The organism is Crenobacter oryzisoli (assembly GCF_030385785.1).
GTDB lineage: Bacteria > Pseudomonadota > Gammaproteobacteria > Burkholderiales > Chromobacteriaceae > Crenobacter_A > Crenobacter_A oryzisoli.
The window spans coordinates 1-20,018 of the sequence record NZ_JAUEDK010000045.1 but is presented as its reverse complement, the minus strand read 5'-3'; the positions used below and the strand labels follow the sequence as shown (position 1 = coordinate 20,018).

The 20,018-nt window shown below is 61.7% G+C and carries 24 protein-coding genes; 11 read left to right on the top strand and 13 right to left on the bottom strand.

Annotated elements, in window-relative coordinates; genetic code table 11:
- The first annotated feature begins 63 nt into the window (after positions 1-63).
- The 8 genes from QU481_RS18695 to QU481_RS18660 all read left to right on the top strand — a co-directional run bounded on the left by QU481_RS18695 (position 64) and on the right by QU481_RS18660 (position 7,635).
- Positions 64-1,128 carry a type II asparaginase gene (locus QU481_RS18695; protein WP_289831516.1) on the top strand — a complete coding sequence of 355 codons (1,065 nt, stop codon included), beginning with the start codon at positions 64-66 and terminating at the stop codon, positions 1,126-1,128.
- Positions 1,129-1,456: 328 nt separating this feature from the next.
- Positions 1,457-3,334 carry a sensor histidine kinase gene (locus QU481_RS18690; protein ID WP_289831515.1) on the top strand — a complete coding sequence of 626 codons (1,878 nt, stop codon included), beginning with the start codon at positions 1,457-1,459 and terminating at the stop codon, positions 3,332-3,334.
- The gene (aauR, locus tag QU481_RS18685) at positions 3,327-4,646 is read left to right on the top strand and encodes a two-component response regulator AauR (RefSeq protein WP_289831514.1); all 1,320 of its coding nucleotides are present in this window, start codon (positions 3,327-3,329) and stop codon (positions 4,644-4,646) included. Before QU481_RS18690 ends, aauR begins: the two co-directional genes overlap by 8 nt.
- Positions 4,647-4,933: 287 nt before the next feature.
- Positions 4,934-5,293, top strand: coding sequence for a copper homeostasis periplasmic binding protein CopC (copC, locus tag QU481_RS18680; RefSeq protein WP_289831513.1), 360 nt, complete (start codon positions 4,934-4,936; stop codon positions 5,291-5,293).
- Complete coding sequence (locus QU481_RS18675) at positions 5,293-6,138, top strand: copper resistance D family protein (RefSeq protein WP_289831512.1); 846 nt, start codon at positions 5,293-5,295, stop codon at positions 6,136-6,138. The genes copC and QU481_RS18675 overlap by 1 nt, the downstream gene beginning before the upstream one ends.
- Before the next feature lie 183 nt (positions 6,139-6,321).
- A complete protein-coding gene (locus QU481_RS18670) occupies positions 6,322-6,510 on the top strand; it encodes a hypothetical protein (protein WP_289831511.1) in 189 nt (62 codons plus the stop codon).
- A 124-nt stretch (positions 6,511-6,634) separates the two neighbouring features.
- Entirely contained in the window at positions 6,635-7,249 is a 615-nt protein-coding gene (locus tag QU481_RS18665) for an HAD family hydrolase (RefSeq protein ID WP_289831510.1), read from the top strand.
- 167 nt (positions 7,250-7,416) lie between these two features.
- Entirely contained in the window at positions 7,417-7,635 is a 219-nt protein-coding gene (locus QU481_RS18660) for a hypothetical protein (protein WP_289831509.1), read from the top strand.
- A 99-nt stretch (positions 7,636-7,734) separates the two neighbouring features.
- Here QU481_RS18660 and QU481_RS18655 read toward each other — a convergent pair whose 3' ends face one another.
- From QU481_RS18655 to QU481_RS18635, 5 genes are all read right to left on the bottom strand, one after another.
- Positions 7,735-8,040 (bottom strand): hypothetical protein, encoded by a 306-nt coding sequence (locus QU481_RS18655; protein WP_289831508.1) that lies wholly within the window; start codon positions 8,038-8,040, stop codon positions 7,735-7,737.
- Positions 8,041-8,108: 68 nt separating this feature from the next.
- The gene (locus QU481_RS18650) at positions 8,109-9,284 is read right to left on the bottom strand and encodes a benzoate/H(+) symporter BenE family transporter (RefSeq protein ID WP_289831507.1); all 1,176 of its coding nucleotides are present in this window, start codon (positions 9,282-9,284) and stop codon (positions 8,109-8,111) included.
- Between the two features lie 365 nt (positions 9,285-9,649).
- Positions 9,650-10,462, bottom strand: coding sequence for a crotonase/enoyl-CoA hydratase family protein (locus QU481_RS18645; protein WP_289831506.1), 813 nt, complete (start codon positions 10,460-10,462; stop codon positions 9,650-9,652).
- Positions 10,463-10,486: 24 nt separating this feature from the next.
- A complete protein-coding gene (locus tag QU481_RS18640; protein WP_289831505.1) occupies positions 10,487-10,963 on the bottom strand; it encodes a DUF4442 domain-containing protein in 477 nt (158 codons plus the stop codon).
- Positions 10,935-11,588, bottom strand: a complete 654-nt coding sequence (locus tag QU481_RS18635; RefSeq protein WP_289831504.1) for a TetR/AcrR family transcriptional regulator — start codon at positions 11,586-11,588, stop codon at positions 10,935-10,937. The genes QU481_RS18640 and QU481_RS18635 overlap by 29 nt, the downstream gene beginning before the upstream one ends.
- A 116-nt stretch (positions 11,589-11,704) precedes the next feature.
- On the opposite strand from QU481_RS18635, the gene dapF reads away from it, so the two are divergent.
- The 3 genes from dapF to QU481_RS18620 are packed head-to-tail and all read left to right on the top strand — an operon-like array spanning position 11,705 to position 13,762.
- Positions 11,705-12,535 carry a diaminopimelate epimerase gene (gene dapF, locus QU481_RS18630; protein ID WP_289831503.1) on the top strand — a complete coding sequence of 277 codons (831 nt, stop codon included), beginning with the start codon at positions 11,705-11,707 and terminating at the stop codon, positions 12,533-12,535.
- A gap of 29 nt (positions 12,536-12,564) precedes the next feature.
- Positions 12,565-13,197 (top strand): DUF484 family protein, encoded by a 633-nt coding sequence (locus QU481_RS18625; RefSeq protein WP_289831502.1) that lies wholly within the window; start codon positions 12,565-12,567, stop codon positions 13,195-13,197.
- A 1-nt stretch (position 13,198) separates the two neighbouring features.
- Positions 13,199-13,762, top strand: coding sequence for a hypothetical protein (locus tag QU481_RS18620; protein ID WP_289831501.1), 564 nt, complete (start codon positions 13,199-13,201; stop codon positions 13,760-13,762).
- 84 nt (positions 13,763-13,846) lie between these two features.
- On the opposite strand, the gene QU481_RS18615 is transcribed toward QU481_RS18620, so the two are convergent.
- From QU481_RS18615 to QU481_RS18580, 8 genes are all read right to left on the bottom strand, one after another.
- A complete protein-coding gene (locus QU481_RS18615) occupies positions 13,847-14,293 on the bottom strand; it encodes an OsmC family protein (RefSeq protein WP_289831500.1) in 447 nt (148 codons plus the stop codon).
- Between the two features lie 21 nt (positions 14,294-14,314).
- Complete coding sequence (gene aroF, locus QU481_RS18610; RefSeq protein ID WP_289831499.1) at positions 14,315-15,331, bottom strand: 3-deoxy-7-phosphoheptulonate synthase; 1,017 nt, start codon at positions 15,329-15,331, stop codon at positions 14,315-14,317.
- Positions 15,332-15,474: 143 nt separating this feature from the next.
- Positions 15,475-16,572 (bottom strand): histidinol-phosphate transaminase, encoded by a 1,098-nt coding sequence (hisC, locus tag QU481_RS18605; protein ID WP_289831498.1) that lies wholly within the window; start codon positions 16,570-16,572, stop codon positions 15,475-15,477.
- A 58-nt stretch (positions 16,573-16,630) separates the two neighbouring features.
- Positions 16,631-17,221 (bottom strand): LOG family protein, encoded by a 591-nt coding sequence (locus QU481_RS18600; protein WP_346432454.1) that lies wholly within the window; start codon positions 17,219-17,221, stop codon positions 16,631-16,633.
- A gap of 90 nt (positions 17,222-17,311) precedes the next feature.
- Complete coding sequence (pheA, locus tag QU481_RS18595) at positions 17,312-18,385, bottom strand: prephenate dehydratase (protein WP_289831497.1); 1,074 nt, start codon at positions 18,383-18,385, stop codon at positions 17,312-17,314.
- Position 18,386: 1 nt separating this feature from the next.
- Complete coding sequence (locus QU481_RS18590) at positions 18,387-18,977, bottom strand: O-methyltransferase (protein WP_289831496.1); 591 nt, start codon at positions 18,975-18,977, stop codon at positions 18,387-18,389.
- Between the two features lie 9 nt (positions 18,978-18,986).
- The gene (locus QU481_RS18585) at positions 18,987-19,406 is read right to left on the bottom strand and encodes an MFS transporter (RefSeq protein ID WP_289831495.1); all 420 of its coding nucleotides are present in this window, start codon (positions 19,404-19,406) and stop codon (positions 18,987-18,989) included.
- Between the two features lie 97 nt (positions 19,407-19,503).
- On the bottom strand, positions 19,504-20,018 hold a 515-nt coding region (locus tag QU481_RS18580; RefSeq protein WP_289831494.1), incomplete at its 5' end, for a transposase.

Genomic DNA, 20,018 nt, shown 5'->3' with positions numbered 1-20,018 from the left:
GCAAAACCAAAACGCCGTTACAAAACGGCGCATAACAGCACTCTGCAAATGGAGTTAGAGACCATGATGTTCAAACCGAAAAAACTGCTTGCCGCTACCGCCCTGTTTGCTGGCCTGCTCAGCGCCCCCGCCTTTGCACTGCCTCACGTGGTGATTCTCGCCACCGGCGGCACCATCGCCGGCACTGGCGCGACCAGCACCACCACCATCGGCTACACCGCGGCCAAGCTCGGCGTCGACAAGATGATCGAGTCGGTACCGGAGCTGAAGCAGGTGGCCGATGTCCGCGGTGAGCAAGTTGCCCAGATCGCCAGCGAGAGCATGACCAACGAGGTGTGGCTGAAGCTCGCCAAGCGTGTCAATCAGCTGTTGGCCCAGAAGGACGTCGACGGCATCGTGATCACCCACGGCACCGACACCATCGAAGAAACCGCCTACTTCCTGAACCTGGTGGTGAAGAGCAAGAAGCCGGTGGTAGTGGTCGGCTCGATGCGCCCGGCGACCGCGATCAGCGCCGACGGCCCGATCAACCTGTATAACGCAGTGACGCTGGCCGGCAGCAAGGAAGCGATCGGCAAGGGCGTGCTGGTCAGCCTGAACGACCAGATCAACGCCGCTCGCGAAGTGACCAAGTCGAACACCTCGACCGCCGACACCTTCCGCACCCCGGACCTGGGCTTCCTTGGCTACATGCAGGACAACAAGCCGCACTTCTACCGCATGTCGACCCGCAAGAACACCGCCGACACCGAGTTCGACGTGTCCAAGCTCGACAAGCTGCCGCGCGTCGACGTCGTCTACGGCTACGCCAATATGGACCGTGTTGCGATGGACGCCGACATCGCCGCCGGCGCCAAGGGCATCGTGCAGGCCGGCGTAGGTGATGGCAGCATCGCCGCGCAGATGATGCCGGCGTTCCGCGACGCCCGTAAGCAAGGCGTAGTGATGGTGCGCAGCTCGCGCGTGGGCAGCGGTATCGTGGCCCGCAACGGCGAGGCCAACGACGACAAAGAAGACCTGGTTGTCAGCGACACCCTGAACGCGCAGAAGGCTCGCATCCTGCTGATGCTGGCTCTGACCAAGACCAACGACACCAAGGACATCCAGCGGATGTTCTACACCTACTGAGCCTCAACTGCCGGGCCCGGTGACCACATCGCCGGACTCGGCAGCTGAAGGTTGTAACAGGCAAGCTCCCTCTTCGGCCGGTTCTTGCTGCGCCGGCCACTTTGCCCCCACCGCCCTTCGGGCGGTGGGCTTTTTACCACCTGGAGACGCCATCGAAGCGCCCTTAGCAAGGTTGTTTCGCTGACGGCTTCACGCTACCGTTTCGGCCAGATGGCCGGGGCGGGTATGATCTAGCGTCGTCCCGCGCAACGGGGGCGACGAAGTTGTGGCTAATGATGTGTCCTTGATTCGACGCCGGCATGCCGGCCTAATTCGTATTGTCTCGACCATGACCCGTTCGCGCCGGCGCCAGCTGCGCATCTTTCTGACCGTGTTGTTGTCCCTGCTGCTGGTAACGGCCGCAGGTATCGGCGCGTTTCGGGCTAGCGTGTCTGATGCGCTCGACGTCATGCAGCGCCGGGCGGGTCAGCGGCTCGATTTGTATTCGACCAGCCTTGAGAGCGAGATCGCCCGCTATGCGCAATTGCCGGGCATTCTGGGGCTTGCCCAGCCAGTCGATGCACTGATCCACGACCCGAACAATCCACAGCGCCAGCAGGAGGCCAATCGCTACCTTGAAAGGCTAGCCGAACGCACCGGCGCCAGCGCCATCTACATCCAGGACTGGCTGGGTGAGGTCGTGGCGACCAGCAATTGGCAACGCTCGGACAGCTATCTGGGTGAAAACGACGCGTATCGCCCCTATTTCCAGGATGCGGCAGCTGGCGGCGCCGGTCGCTTTTTCGGTGTCGGCACCTCGCGCAGCGAGCCTGGCTATTACCTGTCTGACGGGTTGTACGACGGGCCACGGCTACTGGGTGTCGCGGTCGTGAAAATCAGTCTGGCCCGTGTGGAAAAGGCTTGGGCTGAGAGCAAGTCGCTGGTGTTGGTCACCGACCAGAACGGCGTGGTGATCCTGTCATCCGAACCTCGCTGGAAATTCACCGCGGCAGAGCCGCTGGACGCCGCGGTGCGCGCCGAATTCGACCGCACCCGCCAGTACAACCGGTTGCCCCTGCCGCCGCTCGGGCTGAAGACTCTGCGCCGCCTCGACAGTGACGTACAGGTAGTGCTGCTCCCTAAGGCATCGACATCTTTACCGTCGAGCGACCCCTATCCTCGTCATTTCCTTGCCAAAAGCCGGGCACTGGCGCAGTCCGACTGGCGAGTGACCGAGCTGCTCAGCCTCGACGCAGTTTACGAACTTGCCTATAGCCGCGCCGCGCTGGCTGGCGTGCTGACTGCGCTGGCGATCGTCGCGCTGTTGTGGTGGAGCGAGAGGCGCCGCCATGTGCGCGACAAGCTCGCTGCCCGCGAAGCGCTGCAGCGAGCGTATAACGAGCTGGAGCGCAAAGTGGAGGATCGCACGGCCGACCTCTCTTCGACCAACCTGCGCCTGCAGGCCGAGGTGGCCGAGCGCGCCCGTGCCGAGCAGCATTTGCGCCAGACACAGGACGAGTTGGTGCAGGCCGGCAAACTCGCGGTGATCGGTCAGCTGTCGACCGGTGTCGCCCACGAACTCAACCAGCCCTTGGCGGCAGTGCGCACCTTGTCCGGCAATGCGATCCGCTTTCTCGAGCGCGGCGACCTTGCTACCGCCAGCGCCAATCTGTCCACCATCAACGAGCTTGTCGAGAAGATGGGCAGTATCACTTCGGCGCTGCGCTCGTTCGCGCGCAAGTCTACCAGCAGCGTCGGCGTCACCCAGTTGCAGCGGGCGATCGACAACGCGCTCTTCCTGGTTGACCAGCGGCTAAAGAAGACGCGCACCCAGGTGCTTCGGCCAACCATGCCGGAGACGCTGGCGGTGCGCTGCGACCCGAACCGATTCGAGCAGGTGCTGGTCAACCTGCTGACCAACGCGCTCGACGAGTTGGAAAACTACCCCGCTCCGCGCATCGAGATCACCTGTCGGCGTGACGGCGCGCAGGTGGTGCTCAGTGTGCGCGATAACGGTCCGGGCTTGGCCGATAGCGTGCGTGCCCATCTATTCGAACCGTTTTTCACCACCAAGCCGGCCGGCATCGGTTTGGGCTTGGGGCTGACGCTGTCGGCCGGCATCGTGGCCGAAGCCGGCGGCGCACTCATGGGCGACAATCATCCGGAGGGTGGCGCACAGTTCACGCTGACCCTGCCGGCCGTATCCGAGGAAGAGCAACATGACTGAAAGCCTGACCGTGCTGATCGTCGAGGACGACCCGAATGTGCGACTCGGCTGCGAACAGGCATTGGCGCTGGAAGGCATTGCCACGCTGGGTGTCGCCAGTGCCGAGGAAGCGCGCGAGCATCTGAAACCGGGGTTTGCTGGAGTGGTCGTCAGCGACATTCATCTGCCCGGTGTCGACGGTCTGACGTTGATGAAAGAATTGAAAGCCCAGGATGCAACGCTGCCAGTCATCCTGATCACCGGCCATGGAGACGTCAGCCTGGCAGTGCAGGCGATGAAGGACGGCGCGTACGACTTTCTGGAAAAGCCATTCTCGCCAGAACGCTTGTTCGAGGTGGTAAGTCGTGCGCTCGAGCAGCGCCGCTTGAGCCTGGAAGTCGCTAGCCTGCGTCGCCAGCTGGAAGATCGCAGCAGCCTGGAGGCGATGCTGATCGGCCGTTCGGCGGCGATCGAGCGGCTGCGCGCACTGATCGCGGACCTCGCCGACACCTCGGCCAACGTGCTGATCCACGGCGAGACCGGCACCGGCAAGGAGCTGGTGGCGCGCTGTCTGCACGAGATCAGCAATCGCCAGCGCCACCACTTCGTCGCACTCAACTGCGGCGGCATGGCCGAAAACCTGTTCGAGAGCGAGATCTTCGGTCACGAGGCTCACGCGTTCACCGGAGCCAGCAAGCGCCGCATCGGCAAGATCGAGTACGCTAACGGCGGTACGCTGTTCCTTGACGAGATCGAGAGCATGCCGCTGGCACTCCAGATCAAGCTCTTGCGCGTGCTGCAGGAGCGGGTGCTGGAGCGACTCGGCTCCAATACGCTGATCCCAGTCGACTGCAGGGTGATCGCCGCCACCAAGTCAGACCTGAAGGAACTCAGCGCTCAAGGCAGCTTCCGTAATGACCTCTACTACCGCCTCAATGTGGTGACACTGGAACTTCCGTCGCTACGCGAGCGGCGCGAAGACATTCCACTGCTGTTCGAGCACTTCCTGCTGCAGGCCGCGGCACGCTTCGATCGCCCGGTGCCGCAACTGGAGCCGCACGAGCAGTCGGCGCTGCTGTCGCACGACTGGCCTGGCAATGTGCGGGAGCTGCGCAACGTCGCAGAACGCTTCGCATTGGGCATTCGCGCTCCGCTGGCAAATGGAGGGTCAGTCAACGGGCCGTTGCCGCTCGCTGACGCGGTCGAGGCATTCGAACGTGCGCTGATCGCCGAGGAGCTGCGTCGCCAAAACGGCAACCTCAGCCGCGCCAGTGAGGCGCTGCGCATAGCCAAAACCACGCTGCACGACAAGGTGAAGAAATACGGTCTGTAAGAACCTGTTCACGATCTCTCGCACGAAGAGTCAGCCAAGGCGAAATGGCGGGAAAAAGCGGAATGTATTTATCGAGTAGATCTGTGTGTTGAGCGTCATTTCAACACCGGATCACCCGAGTGCAGCAGATCGTGAGCAGGTTCGAAGTGCAGACGCCTCCCTCGCAGGCTTATCCAACAAGGTTCGGCTGGGTGCGACAAAACAGCGCAGGCCTTGGCCGAAGGTCATCCGAAGCGCTACCATTCGCGTTTAAATCAAGAATCATTCCCGTTAACAGGAAAAACGCGATGAAACCGCTTCGCAAAATGATCCTGAGCACCGTGCTGCTGCTGACCTGCGCCGCACCGCTCGCCCTCGCCCATGCCCACCCGAAGCAGCTCAGTCCGCAGGCCGACGTCAGCGTCGCCGCGCCGAAGGAGATTCGGATCGCCTTCAGTGAGAGCCTGGAGCCGGCGCTCAGCTCGATCAAGCTCTTTGATGCCAAGAACAAGCTGGTTACTGACAAATCGGCGGTCGACAAAGCCAATCCCAAGGTGATGGCGTTACCCCTGCCGGCGCTGGCTGGCGGCCAATATCGCGTCGAATGGGTTGCAGTGGCGGAAGATGGACACCGCACTAGTGGCCACTATCGCTTCACGGTCAAATAGTGGAAGGATTGACGCTGGTGGTGTCGGCGGCCAGTACTTGGCTGCTCGATCTTTTGGTGGCATTGCTGATCGGCTTTAGCCTGCTGCGGCCGGCGGCTAGTGATGCGCCACGGTTCCGTCTTTGGCCCTGGCTGGGGCTGCTTGGAGCGGACTATCTAATCTACCTGCTCGGCCGGGTCTCGGCGATGAGCGGCCAATCGTTGGCGGGTGCCTTACCTGCGGTCGGCATGGTCATTAGCCAAACCCACTTCGGTATGATGTGGGGCATCGGCGCCGCCGGCTGGCTGGCGATGCTGGGCCTGGCCAGCTCGGGCCCCGCGACCATGCGCCGACTATGGCCACTGGCACTGCTCGTCTTCGTTTACAGCCATGCCGCCACAGGCCATGTCGCCGATGCCGGCTTCGTTAGCCTTGCCGCACTGGTGCATATCGGGCACTTGCTCGCTACCGGCGCGTGGGCCGGTAGCGTGTTTGTCTTCCTGCTGCGTCACCATCGGAGCAGTGACGCATTCAGCCATGGCGAGGCCCGCCAACTGTCGGTTCTCGCTGCATGGGCAATGGTGCTGGTGCTCGCCAGCGGCGTGTTGAACGCCTGGCGGATGCTGCATGGCACCCAAGCACCGTGGAGTGAGCCTTATGGCCTGCTGCTGATCGCCAAGACTGTGTTGGTGGTAGTGGCGCTGACCTTGGGTACGATCAACCGACTGGGGGTACTGCCGCAACTGCTGAGTGGCAAGACAAAGGCTCGTCCACGCTTTCTCAGTCTCCTCTACCCTGAGGCAGTGGTGTTCGTACTGCTGTTCGGGCTGGCAGCACTGCTGTCGGCGACAAGCCCGCCGGGCTGATTGCACTTCGTCTGGCGCCGCCGGTTTCGGCGGCGCTTACATTTCTTAACGCTTCATAACAACTGTAAAGCCCATCCGAACTTAAGCTTGCCTCATCCGATTTCACAACAAGGATGAGAATAATGAAGAAATTTGTGATTGCTATGGTATTGGCAGGTGGCACTCTGTTCACCGGAGCCGCCAATGCCGCACCACCCAAGTACACTCCACCGCCACACCATCATCACTACCATAAGCCGCACCCGACGCACTGGCACCATCATTCAGCACATCGTCCGCCACACTATCACTCCTATCATCGTCGGTCGCCGCATCACTATTAATGCCTATATCATCGACCCTACCCTGCTAGGCAGCATCGCTGATGTCTGACAAACCGAGGCCGTTATGGAGTGGTGCTGGCGCGGATCGTTACCACCCGCATCCAGCTGAAAACGCGGTGTACCGGCACCTCTGTCTGACAGAATGAGACGCTTCGACTCGTCGGATATCCACCATGCCAACCTCGCCCACCCTCGTCCTGTTCGATCTCGATGACGTGCTGTGCCATTACGATCGTTCTGCCCGGATTGCCTGCATGGCGCTGGCAAGCGGGTGCGATCCGGAAGCGGTGTACAAGGCGATCTGGGAGTCCGGCCTGGAGGCTCGGGCCGATGCAGGCCTGTTGAGCGAGACAGAATATCTGAGTGAGATGGGCGAGCGGCTCGGTTGCCGAGTCACACTGGAAACGTGGTTGACGGCCCGCAAAGCGGCGATGACACCGCAACATGAGGTGTTGGCTCTGGCCAAACGGTTGGCGGAACACCGGCGCGTGGCAGTGCTGACCAATAACTGTCGGCTTGTCGCCGAGCATATCTGCCACCTGTGCCCAGCGGTCTTCGAGATATTCGGTCAAGCGGTGTACTCATCGGCCGAACTCGGGGCTGCCAAGCCTGCGTCGCAGGCTTTTTTGCGCTGTGCGAGAAAGCTTGGAGTGGCACCGGCCGAGGTGTTGTTCGTCGATGATCTTTCGGCCAACGTAGCGGGCGCGATCAACGCTGGCTTCCTGGGCCATCATTTTGTCTCGACCAAAGCTCTGGCTCAGGCATTACAGCACCACCAACTGCTTTGACGGCGAGTGCTTGGCGCCGCTAGCAAAAACCCTGCAGCAGTGTTGGCCAGCCTATTGTACTACTTGTCCTGCCTGCATCGTCGCGCCTTGCAGTGGACGTTGCACTGGATTTTTGTCCGCGGCTCTGAATAGCTTGTCCAGTCACTATTCAATAATGGAAATATGCAATGAAACAGATGGTTCTTTTGTCACTGCTGACGCTGAGTCTGCCCGCGCTGGCCCAGACCTATGAGGCGCCGGCCTACGCCAATCGCGTGAATGGTAGCGCCAACTTGGTCACCGAGAGCGGTACCGCCTCGCCAATGCCGATGCAGAGCATGCCGCCCGCCAAACATCACAATCGACCTTCGCGGCATCACCGTAAACCAATGGTACTCAGCCATTGAAAGGCATTCCCCCGGCCCTCCTGACCGTCCTCGGTCAAGGAGAGCGCGGTAGGACTCTGATAGAGTCGCCAAATTCGGGGCTGGCCAAATGGGCCAGCCTTAGCTTTTTGATTCGTCTTCCGGGGTCTTCTGGGGCGTGGCAGGCAATTCGACCTTCAAATCAGGGGGGATTTCGACCAGGAGTTGCTCTAGCAGCTTACTGCGTGAGGCAATGTGGTGATCGAGGCGCCAGTCCTGCAGCAGGTCAATCGCAAGGTCGAAATAACGCTGATCGATCTCATATAGACTGGCTAGGTCGAAGGGGCGACTCAACTCCAGCGCTGCCGCCAAATCCTTCAGCACCTGCACTTGCTCGGGGCTCTCTCCTTCCTGGATCAGCTTGCGGATCTGCTTTGCGGCATTCATGGCCCACCCTCCTTATCAAACACAGTAATAATTATGGCAGACAGGGAGGGCGGCTGAATGTCTCGGGCTCACTGCAGTTTTGGGCGCTTCAACTGTGCTACCAGCAGTGCCAACACACCGGCTACCAGCCCCCAGAACGCCGAACCAACGCCGAACAGACTCATGCCAGATGCGGTCACCAGGAAGGTGATCAGCGCCGGCTCTCGGTCCTGTTCGTCGCGCAAGGCGATGGCAAGGCCGTTTCCGACCGTGCCCAATAAAGCCAGGCCAGCGATCGCCAGGATCAGCTCCTTCGGGAACGCTGCGAACAGCGCACTCACCGTCGCACCGAACAGGCCTATCAATAGATAGAACACCCCGGCCGCCACTGCGGCCACGTAGCGACGATCGGCGTCCTCGTGTGCCTCGCGCCCCATGCAGATCGCCGCGGTGATCGCCGCAAGATTGAGCGCGTAAGCACCGAAGGGGGCCAGCAACAAGGTGGCGACGCCGGTCCAGCCCACCACCGGCGAGATCGGTGCGTGGTAGCCCGAGGCACGAATCACCGCCACCCCTGGCACGTTCTGCGAGGCCATCGTCACGATAAACAGAGGCAGAGCCACACCGATCAGGGCACTGGAGGTAAAGCTCGGCATCGTGAACACGGGTTCGGCCAGCGCGAAACGCAGGCCCTGCAGGTGCAACTGCCCGTTCAGCATCGCGATGATGCACCCCACCAGCAAGGCGGCGACGATTGCATAGCGCGGCACTAGGCGCCGTGCCAACAAGTAGGCGGCAAACATTGCCAGCACCAGAGTGAATTGAGATTGCATCGCCACGAACACGTTCAAGCCGAAGTGCAGCAGCACGCCGGCCAGCATGCCCGAGGCCAGTGATACAGGAATGCGCTTGATTGCGCGTTCAAACCAACCGGTAAAGCCGGCCAGCGTGATCAATAACGCCGACACCAGGAAGGCGCCGATCGCCTGATCCATCGGGACGCCGGCGGCGCTGGTAATCAGCATCGCTGCGCCGGGCGTCGACCAAGCCGTCACCACCGGAATCCGGTAGCGCAGCGACAGGCCGATGCAGGTTAGCCCCATACCGAGGCCCAAAGCCCACATCCATGAGGCGATCTGAGCCTGGGTGGCGCCAACTGCGTTGGCGGCCTGGAAGACGATGACGGCGGAGCTGGTAAAACCGACCAGCACGGTAACAAAACCGGCGATGATCGCCGAGGCGGACAGGTCTTTGAGTAAACGCATGGCAGAAAGGAATGTCAGTGTGGCGCCAGCCTTCCCGACTTGTTGACGGAAATGGGCTGGCGATTGTCGACATCGACCATATCATTGGTAGGTTCACGACGCCAGCATGCGCACTCGACCCCGCAGATGCGATGGACGAATAGCTGGGCGCTCCGGCGCTTCAATTTGGCCGGCCAAGCCGGTTCGGCCGACATGGTCCGCGTGAAATCGCTCTGTCCGCGCCATCACCTGCCTTTCTGATAAGCAACAAAAAGCCCCGCACAGGGGCGGGGCAGAAACGAAGAGAGGAAATTAGGATTACGCCTGCTCAGTGTAGGTCATCTCTGTGTCAGTACCATGAAGCTGGTGCCCTACTTTCCCCGTACCTAGTCTCGGAAGCTGGCAGGCCTGCCCATCACCTGGGCGCCGATCGCCTCCTGGATGTCCTCGGATAGGAGCATCGCGGCGTTCCACGTCGCCACATAATCCAGACCATCCGCGACACTGTGATCGCGGCTGTAGTTAAGGATCTGCTTGCTGCCGCGTACTGCCAGCGGCGACTGCGCGGCGATCTGGCGGGCGGCGGATAGCGCAGCGTCGCGGCAGGCTCCGATGTCGTCCAGCACCCGGTTGACGAGGCCGATGCACAACGCCTCACCGGCGTCGACATCGCGCGCGGTGTAGGCGAGCTCGCGTGCGATGCCCTGCCCGACCACGCCCGGCAAACGCTGCAGCGAGCCGACGTCGGCGACCATACCCATCGCCACCTCGCGAACGCTGAACTGCGCATCGCGGCTCGCGTAGCGAAAATCGGCCGCGAGCGCGACATCGAGTCCGCCACCGACACAGGCGCCGTGAATTGCGGCGATCACCGGCTTGCGGCACTTCTCCAGGCTGTTGACGGTGCTCTGCAGTTCCAGGATCAGTTCGCGCAGCCGCTCGCGCTTGCGCCCTTCGCAGTGCTTGTCGAGCTGCCCTTCCAGACCGGCCAACAGCGAAATATCGATACCGGAACAGAAATGCTTGCCAGCGCCGGCCAGCACCACCACGCGGACTTCGGCGCTGCGGTCGCACCATTCCAGCGCGGCCTTCAACTCGGTCCACAACGACGCGTCAAGCGCATTGGCCTTGCCGGGACGGTTCAGCGTAACCTCGGCGACATGGTCGGCAACGGTCAGCGTCAGTTCGGTGAATTCCATATCAGTTTCCCCTCGTCATAGCGTTTACGGACGCTTCTTCGGAATCCAGGCCCAGATCATCTCGCAGCGGATTGGCTCCTGCCCGCTGTCATCGGTGACGCTGACAGCCACGGTGACGTCGCCCTTATCGACCCGATGGAACGACGAGATCTGTTCCGGCGTCAGCGTGGCGACTGCGCGCATATTGCCCTGCGCCCGCTTCAGATAGTCGACCTTCATCGACTTGAGCAACATCAACTTATCGTCCGGCACGTTCAGGCCAACTACGAAGCCCGTAGCGGTTTCGGCCAGCAGTGCCATCGCAGCGGCATGCACCCCCTTGATGTGGTTCTGCACCTTGCGCTGGTTGCGGATCGATACCACCAGTCGCTCCTGGGCAACGTTCTCGAAGCGCACCCCGGCAGTGGACAGGAACGGTACGACGCGGCCAAACATCTTGGACAGCACAAAGCTGCGCAGCCCCTCCGGCAGGCTATTCGCCTTGTCGGCGATGCGGCTCATGCGATTTTTTTGTATTGTCATGGACTTCCTCGTGGTGTGGGTCGGCATCGGCAAAGCCGAGCAGGCAGCGTACTTGCTGCTTGACCGCCGGCAGCGCGGCCGTGTCGAGCCGGGCCAGCTGCAGGGCTCCCTGCAGCGCGGCAAAAACCAGCTCGCCCATCGCTTCGGGCGAGCCGGGATACTGCATCACGCCACATTCGCGACCATCACGCACGATCGTGACCGCCCAAGCGCGCATCTCGGCGACGAAAGCGCGCGCGGCCTCCTGCATCTCTTCAGGCAGGGTCTGATATTCGCTGGAGAGCACACCACTTGGACATATCCGCTGGTCTTGGTCGTGGTAGGCGTCAGTTAGGCTGAAGTACTGCTCAAGTTGCTCACGGGGATCGAGCCCAGCCTGCGCTTCGGCAAAACGGGCAAAGCGGCGCCGGTAGCGCTCGATCAGCGCGACGCCCAGGTCGGTCTTGCGGGGATAATGGTAATGGATGGCGGCGTTCTTCACGCCCAGTTCGCGACTGATATGCTGATAGCTGAAGCTATTGAAACCACGGCCCAGCCATAGCGCTTCGGCGAGGTCGAGAATGATCTTGCGCGTATCTTGACGCGCGGCGTGCGGGTCGTTCATTCGGCCCACTCTACTTACTGGTTAGTAAGGTGTCAATGCGGCCAGCATCGCCATTGTGTGGGCCAACATTTGCGCTATGATGGGACATTTTTCGGCCAACCCCGACAGACATTTCCATGAAACTGAAGTTCAGCAAAATGCACGGTCTCGGCAACGACTTTGTCGTGGTCGACGGCGTGCGCCAGTCTATTGAGCTAACCCCTGAGCAGATCAAAGCCTTGGGCGACCGGCGCTTTGGCATCGGTTTCGACCAACTTCTACTGGTCAGCGCGCCTGAACGTCCTGAAAACGATTTCCGTTATCGCATCTTCAACAATGATGGCGGCGAGGTCGAACAGTGCGGCAATGGCGCGCGTTGCTTTGTGCGATTCGTCACCGAGCAGCGGCTGACCAATAAGCAGTCGATTCGGGTCGAGACCGCCAAGGGCGTGATCGTACCCAAGCTCGACAAGTCGGGCACGGTGACCGTCGACATGGGGGTGCCGCACTTCGCCCCTGCGCAGATTCCATTCGTGGCCGATAAAGAAGCGATCAGCTACCCGCTGGAAGCTGCCGGCCGCACTGTCGAGATCAGCGTGGTGTCGATGGGCAATCCGCACGCGGTGCAGGTAGTCGACGACGTGGCTACCGCGCCGGTCGAAGAGGTCGGTAAGGCTATCGAATCACATCCGCGCTTCCCGGAGCGGGTCAACGCCGGCTTCATGCAGATCGTGGCGCGCAACGAGATTCGACTGCGGGTATACGAGCGGGGTGCGGGCGAGACTCTCGCCTGCGGTACTGGCGCTTGCGCAGCTGTCGTGGCGGGTATCCGTCGCGGCCTGCTCGACGGTGCCGTCACCGTGCACGCGCTCGGTGGCGACCTGACTATCGAATGGGCTGGCGAAGGTGCGCCGGTGTTGATGACCGGACCGGCGGTGACAGTGTTTACCGGCGAAATCGACGTGTGAGTGTAATAACGCTCGACAAGGGTAAGGCGATGCAGGCAGCGGACGTTCTCGACTTTCTTTCCGACAATCCGGAGTTTCTCGACCGGCACGCGAGCCGGTTCGGCCTGTGCCCGGCGCACGACCGGGTGATTCCCCTGGTCGAGCGGCAACTGCTCGAAAGCAAGGATCGCTTCCGGCAACTGGAGAGAAATCTGCATGTGCTGCTCGGGCGCGCAGAAGACAACGACCTGATTCAACAGCGACAGCATCGTTTGGCTCTGGCACTGGTGGAGGCAAATGATTTCGCCTCCCTGCTCAATCGCCTGCCGACGCTGTTCGACGAGTTGTTCGGCTTGGAGCGCGTTGCGCTGCGCTGGTGGGGGGAGGATGGCTCCGCGGCCTCCGTGTCGGTCGAACTGCGCCGCCATGCCGACCGTCTACCGGGACCCTGCTGCGGCCATTATGTCAATGACGAGCTGCTGGGCTGGCTGCCGGTCGAGCCCGCCATGCAGTCGTTCGCACAGGTGCCGCTGCGCCAGGGGCGGGGTGCTACATTGGGGCTGTTGCTGTTGGCCAGCGACGATCCGGACCGTTTCAGCTCGGACCGCCAGACTCGTTACCTCGCAGAAATGGGCGAGCTTATTACTGCTGCCCTGCTGCGCTGCTGCGCGGCGGGCCGCTGATATGTCGATTACCGCCGTGGTCCTGTTCTCGGTTGTCGCCCTATTCCTTCTGCATGGCCTGTGGCGTGTACTGGTGAGTGGCAGCGGCGTCGCTGCTGCCAGCCTGGCCGCCAGCTACTGGTTGATCGCCATCCCGTTCAAGCTGATGCTTCCCGATCTGCCGCTGACGCCGATCTGGTTGCCTTTTCTCTACCCCTACGCGCTGATGGCGATGGCAGCCCTGCTCTGGCTGGTCTGCTATGGCCGGTTCAGTCGGCTTGGCATCAGCTTCCCGGAAGCTCCGCCGTTGTTGTCGGCGTATTTCCTCGCCCAGCTGACGATGTTGGTCGGCTTTGTCGTGTTGGCATGGTTGTTTTCCTGGCGCACCCTGCTCGCTTACGGCACGCTGCCACCGCTCTTGTGCGGGATGAGCTATATCGCCTATCGCTGCTTCGCATTCCGCTTACAGGAGCAGGCGTCTGCAAGCTACAGCTGGCACTGGTTGGGCAGCGGTGCGCTGATGGCACCGGTGGTGGTGGTGGTGAGCGGTGATTGGCTGGTACCAGTGCTGCTCGATTATCTATAAGACTTTGAACAGGCTCTAAGCCCAACGCTGCGTCAACAAGAAAGCCAGCTTAAAGCTGGCTTTCTTGTTGTGGAGCCCCATGGCCTATTTCAGCACGCGGCCATCGTTGCCCAAGACCCGAACCGTGGTCGGAATGCCCTTGGCAACGCTTTGCGACACCGTGCAGTAGTCCTCGAAGCCGTCGAGGATGCGGTCGAGGTGCTCAATGCTGTCGGCCGGCTGACCGAGTCGCAACGTGACCTCGATCGACTGCACCCGCAGCCTCCCATGCTCGTTACGGTCAATGGTGGCGCGGGCCTCGCCGCGCAAGGGCGAGGCATTCTGATGGTATTTGCTCAGTGCGAACTGCAGGCTGTCGACCAGGCAGTTGGAGACTGCAGCCAGCAGCAACTGTTGTGGCGCCGGGCCGACGCTCTGCCCCAGCGGCGGGGGCTCGTCGCCGATCAGCGCCGGCACGTCGTCGCCAAAGTCGAGACGAATGCGGTAATTGTCCTGCTGGGTCAGTGTCAGCTCAACCACGGATGCGCTCATGTCGTCTCTCCTCTTGTTGTCTCACAGGGTCCGGCCGAGGGCCTCGGCCAGTGGGGCGAGCTCGCGCATCAGCGTGGCGAGTTCGCTAGGGGTCAGTGCTTGATCGGCATCGCACCAGGCCTCGCTCGGGTTCGGATGTACATCGATCAGTAGGCCGTCAGCGCCAGCGGCAATCGCCGCCTTGGCCAGCGCCGGCACCAACCAGGCCTTGCCACCGGCATGACTCGGGTCGACGATCACAGGCAGGTGCGTCTCGCGCTTCAGGATAGGGATCGCCGTCACATCGAGCATATTGCGGTAGGCGGTCTCGAAGCCGCGCACGCCACGCTCGCAGAAGACAATGTTGTGGTTGCCACCGGCGGCGATGTACTCGGCGGCCATCAGCCACTCGTTCACCGTGGCGGACAGGCCGCGTGTCAGGATCACCGGCTTGTTGACGCGACCGACCTCTTTCAGGAGGTCCGAGTTCTGCATATTGCGAGCGCCGATCTGGATTACGTCGACGTCGTACTCGAGGAAGGTGTCCAACAGGCGCACATCCGTTAGCTCGGTGACGACGGGCAGGCCTGCGGCGCGCGCGGCCTGCTGCAGATATTCCAGCCCCTCGACGCCGAGCCCCTGAAAGCTGTACGGGCTGCTGCGCGGCTTGAACGCGCCGCCCCGCAGCAGCCGGCAACCGGCCGCGCTGACCGAGCGGGTGCTGGCCGCCATTTGCTCCGGTGTTTCGACCGAGGACGGCCCGGCGATCACCTGGATGGTCTTGCCGCCGATCGGCACGCCACGCACCGAGACAACGGTGTTATCTGGATGTACCTCGCGCGAGACGATGCGGTATTCCTTCACCACGCGCATCGCGCGCTCCACACCGGACATCGGTTCGAACATGTCGGCGGTCAGTACCCGCTCGTCGCCGACCGCACCGATGATGGTGCGTTCGGTGCCGCTCGACACATGCTCGGTGAGACCTGCCACTCGGATCTTCTCGACCACGGCGGCAATGTCGGCATCGCTCGCTCCACGAGCCATCACAATAATCATGCTGCTTTATCTCTGCAGTTAAGAGCGTTGCGTCAACCGGCTCGGTGGAGGCTGGCTGACGGTACGCACTGGGTTTGTAGCAAAAAACCGGCTGCGAGATGGCAGCCGGCCTAACTGGTCGAACGTTTTCGGCCAGCTTTAACCTAGCCGAGCACCGCTTCGAGTACCTCGATGAAGCGGGCATTTTCCTCGGGCAGGCCGATGCTGACGCGCAAGCTATTTGGCATGTTGTAGCTCGCCAGCGGCCGCACGATCACGCCATTCTTTAAGAAGTGTAGATTCAGCGCCTTGGCGTCGCCGACGTGGAAGGTCACGAAGTTGCCGTAGGACGGGATATACGGCAGACCGAGGCGCTCCAGTGCGTCAGTGATCTGCTTCATACCCTCGCTGTTGACCCGCACCGACTCAGCCAGGAACTCGTCGTCGGCCAGTGCACCGCAAGCGGCAGCCTGTGCCAAGCTGTTGACGTTGAATGGCTGGCGGACGCGGTTCATCAACTCGGCCACGTCCGGGTGAGCAGCAGCAAAGCCTACGCGCAGGCCAGCGAGGCCGTACGCCTTCGAGAAAGTACGTGAAACCAGCAGGTTCGGGAAGCGCTTGAGCCAACCGAAGCTATCGGAAGCCAGCTCGCGCGGCAGGAATTCGGTGTACGCCTCGTCGAGCACCACCAGCACGCTCTCCGGCACCGCTTCGAGAAACTCGAGCAGCGCGCCAGGCTTGGCCAGCGTGCCGGTCGGATTGTTTGGGTTAGCGATGAACACGATGCGGGTGTCGGGGCGAATCGCCGCCAGCATCGCATCGAGATCGTGGCCGTAATCGCGCGCCTTCACTTCGATCGGCGTGGCGCCCACGGCCTGTACCGCCAACGGGTAGACGGCGAACGCATACTCGGAGAACACTGCACTGGTGCCCGGCGCAAGGAAGGTGCGCGCAGCCAACTCCAGCACGTCGTTCGAGCCGTTGCCGAGCACCAACTGGTTCTGGGCGAGGCCGAACTTAGCGGCGATGGCGCTCTTGAGGTCGAAGGCATTGCCATCCGGGTAACGGGCCAGCTCACCGACCGCGGCTTCCAGCGCGGTGCGCGCCTTCGGAGGCAGACCGAGCGGGTTCTCGTTGGAAGCGAGCTTGACGATGCTCTCTTCGGCAAGGCCGAATTCACGGGCCAGTTCGGAAACCGGCTTGCCTGGGATGTATGGGGCGATGGCGCGGATGTAATCGGGGGCAATGCGGCTCAGGGACATGATTTCCTCTAGTGTTCTCTTTGTCTTGTCTGCCCGCCGGGCTAGCCGGCGCGGCTTGTCAGGTGCCGGAGCGCTCCAGCCACTTGCTGGCATGGATCGGCCGATAGTTGTCCAGCGCGGCGAGCAGCGCCGGGGCATCGTCACCGGCGACCAGCAGCGAGCGGTTCCTCTCGTGCATGAAGCCAGCGGCAGCGGTGCTGTCCAGCATGGTCAACAGCGGCTGATAGAAACCCGCGGTGTTAAGCACGCCGATCGGCTTCTCGTGCATGCCAAGCTGCGCCCACGACAGAATCTCAAACATTTCCTCGTAGGTGCCAAGGCCGCCCGGCAGGCAGGCGAAGGCGTCGGAGAGCCCCTCCATCTTTGCCTTGCGCTCGTGCATGCTGCCGACCACCACCAGCTCGGTCAGGCCGGGATGGGCCAGCTCCTTATCTTTCAGAAAGGTCGGAATCACGCCGATTACCCTACCGCCGGCTTCCAGCGCCGCGTCGGCGACCGCGCCCATCAGGCCAATCTTGCCTCCGCCGTACACGAGAGCTCGGCCGGTTTCGGCCAACAGTCGGCCAAACGCACGCGCGCCGGTCTCGTACTCGGCGCTTACACCGTAGTTCGAACCGCAGAAGACGCAGACCGATTTCAATTCACGCATTACTTGTACTTTCTAGATTTGATCGTGCAGTACACAACAATGAACCGCTTTAGACCTATGCCTCGACGGCGAGCGTTACCGTGACGACGCTTACAGCACGGCCACCGGATAGGAGCCGAGTATCTTCAGGTAGGCGGTCTTCTCGGCGAGGCCCTGCAGCGCAGCGGCAATGTTCGCATCGGTGCGGTGCCCTTCCATATCGATGAAGAACACGTAGTCGCCCAGACCGACGCGCGACGGGCGCGATTCGAACTTGGTCATCGACACGCCGTTGTCGGCTACCGGTGCCAGCAGGGAGTGCACCGCGCCTGGGCGGTTTGGCGCCGATACCACGATCGAGGTCTTGTCGCTACCGCTCGGGGACACGTCCTGATGGCCGAGCACCAGGAAACGGGTGGTGTTGTTCGGCTCGTCTTCGATGTTTTCGGCCAGCTTGGTCAGGCCGAAACGCTCGGCGGCCGCTTGGCCGGCAATCGCGGCAGCGGCCGGATCGAGGCTTGCAAGCCGCGCCGCTTCGGCATTACTCGCGACCGAGATCCGCTCGACGTCGACCGGCAGGTTTTTGTTCAGCCACTCGTGGCATTGTGACAACGACTGCGCGTGGGAATAGACGCGTCGGATACCTTCGGTGGTAGCGACCGAGCGTAGCAGATGGTGATGGATGCGTAGCACCACCTCCCCACAGATCTTCAGGGGGGTGGTGATCATCAGGTCGAGGGTGCGACCAACTGCGCCTTCGGTTGAGTTCTCCACCGGCGCGACCACATAGTCGAGGGTGCGTGACTCTACCAGGCGGAATGCCTCGTCAATCGATGAGCAGGCAACACCGCGCGCGGCATGGCCAAAATGCTTCGTTGCGGCAAGCTGGCTAAAGGTGCCTTCCGGGCCCAGATAGGCGATCGACAACGGTTTTTCCAGCGCCAGGCATTCGGACATGATTTCCCGGAAAAGTCGGGCAACCGATTCGCCCGGCAGCGGGCCTGGGTTCAGCGACTTGATGCGGGTGAGCACCTGCGCCTCGCGCTCGGGGCGGTACACGACACCACCACCTTTGATCTCGCCGATCTGACGGGCATGCTCGGCTCGCTCATTGAGCAGTTTCAGGATTGTCGCGTCGATGTGGTCGATCGCGTCGCGATGTTGTTTAAGAAGTTGTTCTGACACGTTAACAGTCTTTCAAGATCACAAGCTGGCCTTTACCAATCGCATAAGTTTCGGCGAGATAGCCCGGCGTCGCAAGCACCTCGGCCATGAAAGGCCTGCACTCATCGGGATGCGACAGCGCGTTGTCCATCACCAATAAAGCGCCCGGAGCGAGAATGCGCTGAAGATGTGGCCAATAAGCGGGATAAAGCGTCCGCTCGGCATCAAGAAACACCAAATCCGCGCTATAAAGCGGCGCTTTGGCCAACCAGTCGAGCGCATCGCAGCAGACCAGCTCTACCCAGTCGACAAGGGTGAATCGCGCCAGGTTGCTAGCAGCTTGCTGCTGTTTCTCGGCCAGGATGTCCAGGCTGGTGACTTTCCCCTGATTGGCTCGGGCAGCCAGCGCCAACCACAATGTGGAGAAGCCGTTCGAAGTACCAATCTCGACGATGTGTCGAGCTCCGCGGGTCCGTGCCAGCTGATAGAGGAAGCATCCAGTGTCCGGCGTGATATTGAGACGACGTTCGCGCCGTTCCTGGGTGACCGCATCGTGGCGTTCACCCTCTTCCCACAGCGAGTTCAGCTCCTCTAACAATTGAGGCGTCAACATGATGCTCTCCTAAAAACACATTGCCGTCAGATTGGAAACGGTCAGTTTGAAGACTGGATCGAGGTAGGCCGCCAGGACGGTCGCCCGCAGTACAAACAACAGGGCGAGGCCGATTAGCACGCCGGCAGTGAGTGCAAATAGCCCAGGGGTCGCAAAGACCGTCATCAGAGTGAGCCCGGCGACATAGAGGAGCGCACCGATACCAAGCACCTTGCCCGAACCGTAGCGATCGGAGAGCGCCCCGGCAAACGGCTGGGCCGCGCCCCACAGCCGGTTCTGCAAGCCCAGTACCAGTGCGAAGGCTTCGCGGTTCCAGCCAAAGGCACCGGTTATCGGCGGCATGAAGAAGCCGAAGCCGTGACGAATGCCCATGCCGAGTGAAACGATGAGGCCGCCGGCGAGCAGTAGGCGCTTGAGGGTGGCGTCCATGATGGTGAGGTTGGCGTGAGTAGAGGCTCTAGCCTAATGACATCATCCCGCCCCGGCAATCTGGATACGAAAACCCCGCCAATAAGGCTAATGCCGTTCACTTAGCAGATCGAACCTGTTTGATTGGGTAACGGGACGGCAGCTTTTTCACCACGCGGGGGCATTCACGCCCCCGCCGTTGTTTCGGTAGCAACAACTCCCCGAGACGTTCCCGCAGACGCAGCAAGCGCGCCGGCAAGGTGCCGGGGCTGCTGATCGCCAGCCAGCTCCACTCATAGCGCAAATAATGCAGCGCTGTCGTAAAGCTAAGATCGGTCGGCGCAACCCCCACTTCCCGCGCGATCTCAGCCATCTCCAGTCGGACCAGGTTGTAGGCCAAGAGCGTCCCCCACACTTCCTGTCGGACGGTCTCTGGAGTGCCACTGCGTAACGTCAATTCGTCCCCCAACATGTCCTGCTTCAGCTCGCGGTAGCTGGTCTCGATCTGCCAGCGTTCCTGGTATTGCGCCGCGATCTCCTTGGCCGGCCACGCCTTGGTATCCAGCAAGGAGGTCAACAAGATGCGCCGGCGCCCATGCCGAGACACCGTTTCGATGGCCCGCGCTTCCCAGT

What these genes read in the sequence shown, in the direction of transcription:
- QU481_RS18695 (WP_289831516.1), top strand. Translation starts at nt 64, where the DNA reads ATGATGTTCAAACCGAAAAAACTGCTTGCCGCTACCGCCCTGTTTGCT.
- QU481_RS18690 (WP_289831515.1), top strand. Translation starts at nt 1,457, where the DNA reads ATGACCCGTTCGCGCCGGCGCCAGCTGCGCATCTTTCTGACCGTGTTG.
- aauR (WP_289831514.1), top strand. Translation starts at nt 3,327, where the DNA reads ATGACTGAAAGCCTGACCGTGCTGATCGTCGAGGACGACCCGAATGTG.
- copC (WP_289831513.1), top strand. Translation starts at nt 4,934, where the DNA reads ATGAAACCGCTTCGCAAAATGATCCTGAGCACCGTGCTGCTGCTGACC.
- QU481_RS18670 (WP_289831511.1), top strand. Translation starts at nt 6,322, where the DNA reads ATGCCGCACCACCCAAGTACACTCCACCGCCACACCATCATCACTACC.
- QU481_RS18665 (WP_289831510.1), top strand. Translation starts at nt 6,635, where the DNA reads ATGCCAACCTCGCCCACCCTCGTCCTGTTCGATCTCGATGACGTGCTG.
- QU481_RS18660 (WP_289831509.1), top strand. Translation starts at nt 7,417, where the DNA reads ATGAAACAGATGGTTCTTTTGTCACTGCTGACGCTGAGTCTGCCCGCG.
- QU481_RS18655 (WP_289831508.1), bottom strand. Translation starts at nt 8,040, where the DNA reads ATGAATGCCGCAAAGCAGATCCGCAAGCTGATCCAGGAAGGAGAGAGC.
- QU481_RS18650 (WP_289831507.1), bottom strand. Translation starts at nt 9,284, where the DNA reads ATGCGTTTACTCAAAGACCTGTCCGCCTCGGCGATCATCGCCGGTTTT.
- QU481_RS18645 (WP_289831506.1), bottom strand. Translation starts at nt 10,462, where the DNA reads ATGGAATTCACCGAACTGACGCTGACCGTTGCCGACCATGTCGCCGAG.
- QU481_RS18640 (WP_289831505.1), bottom strand. Translation starts at nt 10,963, where the DNA reads ATGAGCCGCATCGCCGACAAGGCGAATAGCCTGCCGGAGGGGCTGCGC.
- QU481_RS18635 (WP_289831504.1), bottom strand. Translation starts at nt 11,588, where the DNA reads ATGAACGACCCGCACGCCGCGCGTCAAGATACGCGCAAGATCATTCTC.
- dapF (WP_289831503.1), top strand. Translation starts at nt 11,705, where the DNA reads ATGAAACTGAAGTTCAGCAAAATGCACGGTCTCGGCAACGACTTTGTC.
- QU481_RS18625 (WP_289831502.1), top strand. Translation starts at nt 12,565, where the DNA reads ATGCAGGCAGCGGACGTTCTCGACTTTCTTTCCGACAATCCGGAGTTT.
- QU481_RS18620 (WP_289831501.1), top strand. Translation starts at nt 13,199, where the DNA reads ATGTCGATTACCGCCGTGGTCCTGTTCTCGGTTGTCGCCCTATTCCTT.
- QU481_RS18615 (WP_289831500.1), bottom strand. Translation starts at nt 14,293, where the DNA reads ATGAGCGCATCCGTGGTTGAGCTGACACTGACCCAGCAGGACAATTAC.
- aroF (WP_289831499.1), bottom strand. Translation starts at nt 15,331, where the DNA reads ATGATTATTGTGATGGCTCGTGGAGCGAGCGATGCCGACATTGCCGCC.
- hisC (WP_289831498.1), bottom strand. Translation starts at nt 16,572, where the DNA reads ATGTCCCTGAGCCGCATTGCCCCCGATTACATCCGCGCCATCGCCCCA.
- QU481_RS18600 (WP_346432454.1), bottom strand. Translation starts at nt 17,221, where the DNA reads ATGCGTGAATTGAAATCGGTCTGCGTCTTCTGCGGTTCGAACTACGGT.
- QU481_RS18590 (WP_289831496.1), bottom strand. Translation starts at nt 18,977, where the DNA reads ATGTTGACGCCTCAATTGTTAGAGGAGCTGAACTCGCTGTGGGAAGAG.
- QU481_RS18585 (WP_289831495.1), bottom strand. Translation starts at nt 19,406, where the DNA reads ATGGACGCCACCCTCAAGCGCCTACTGCTCGCCGGCGGCCTCATCGTT.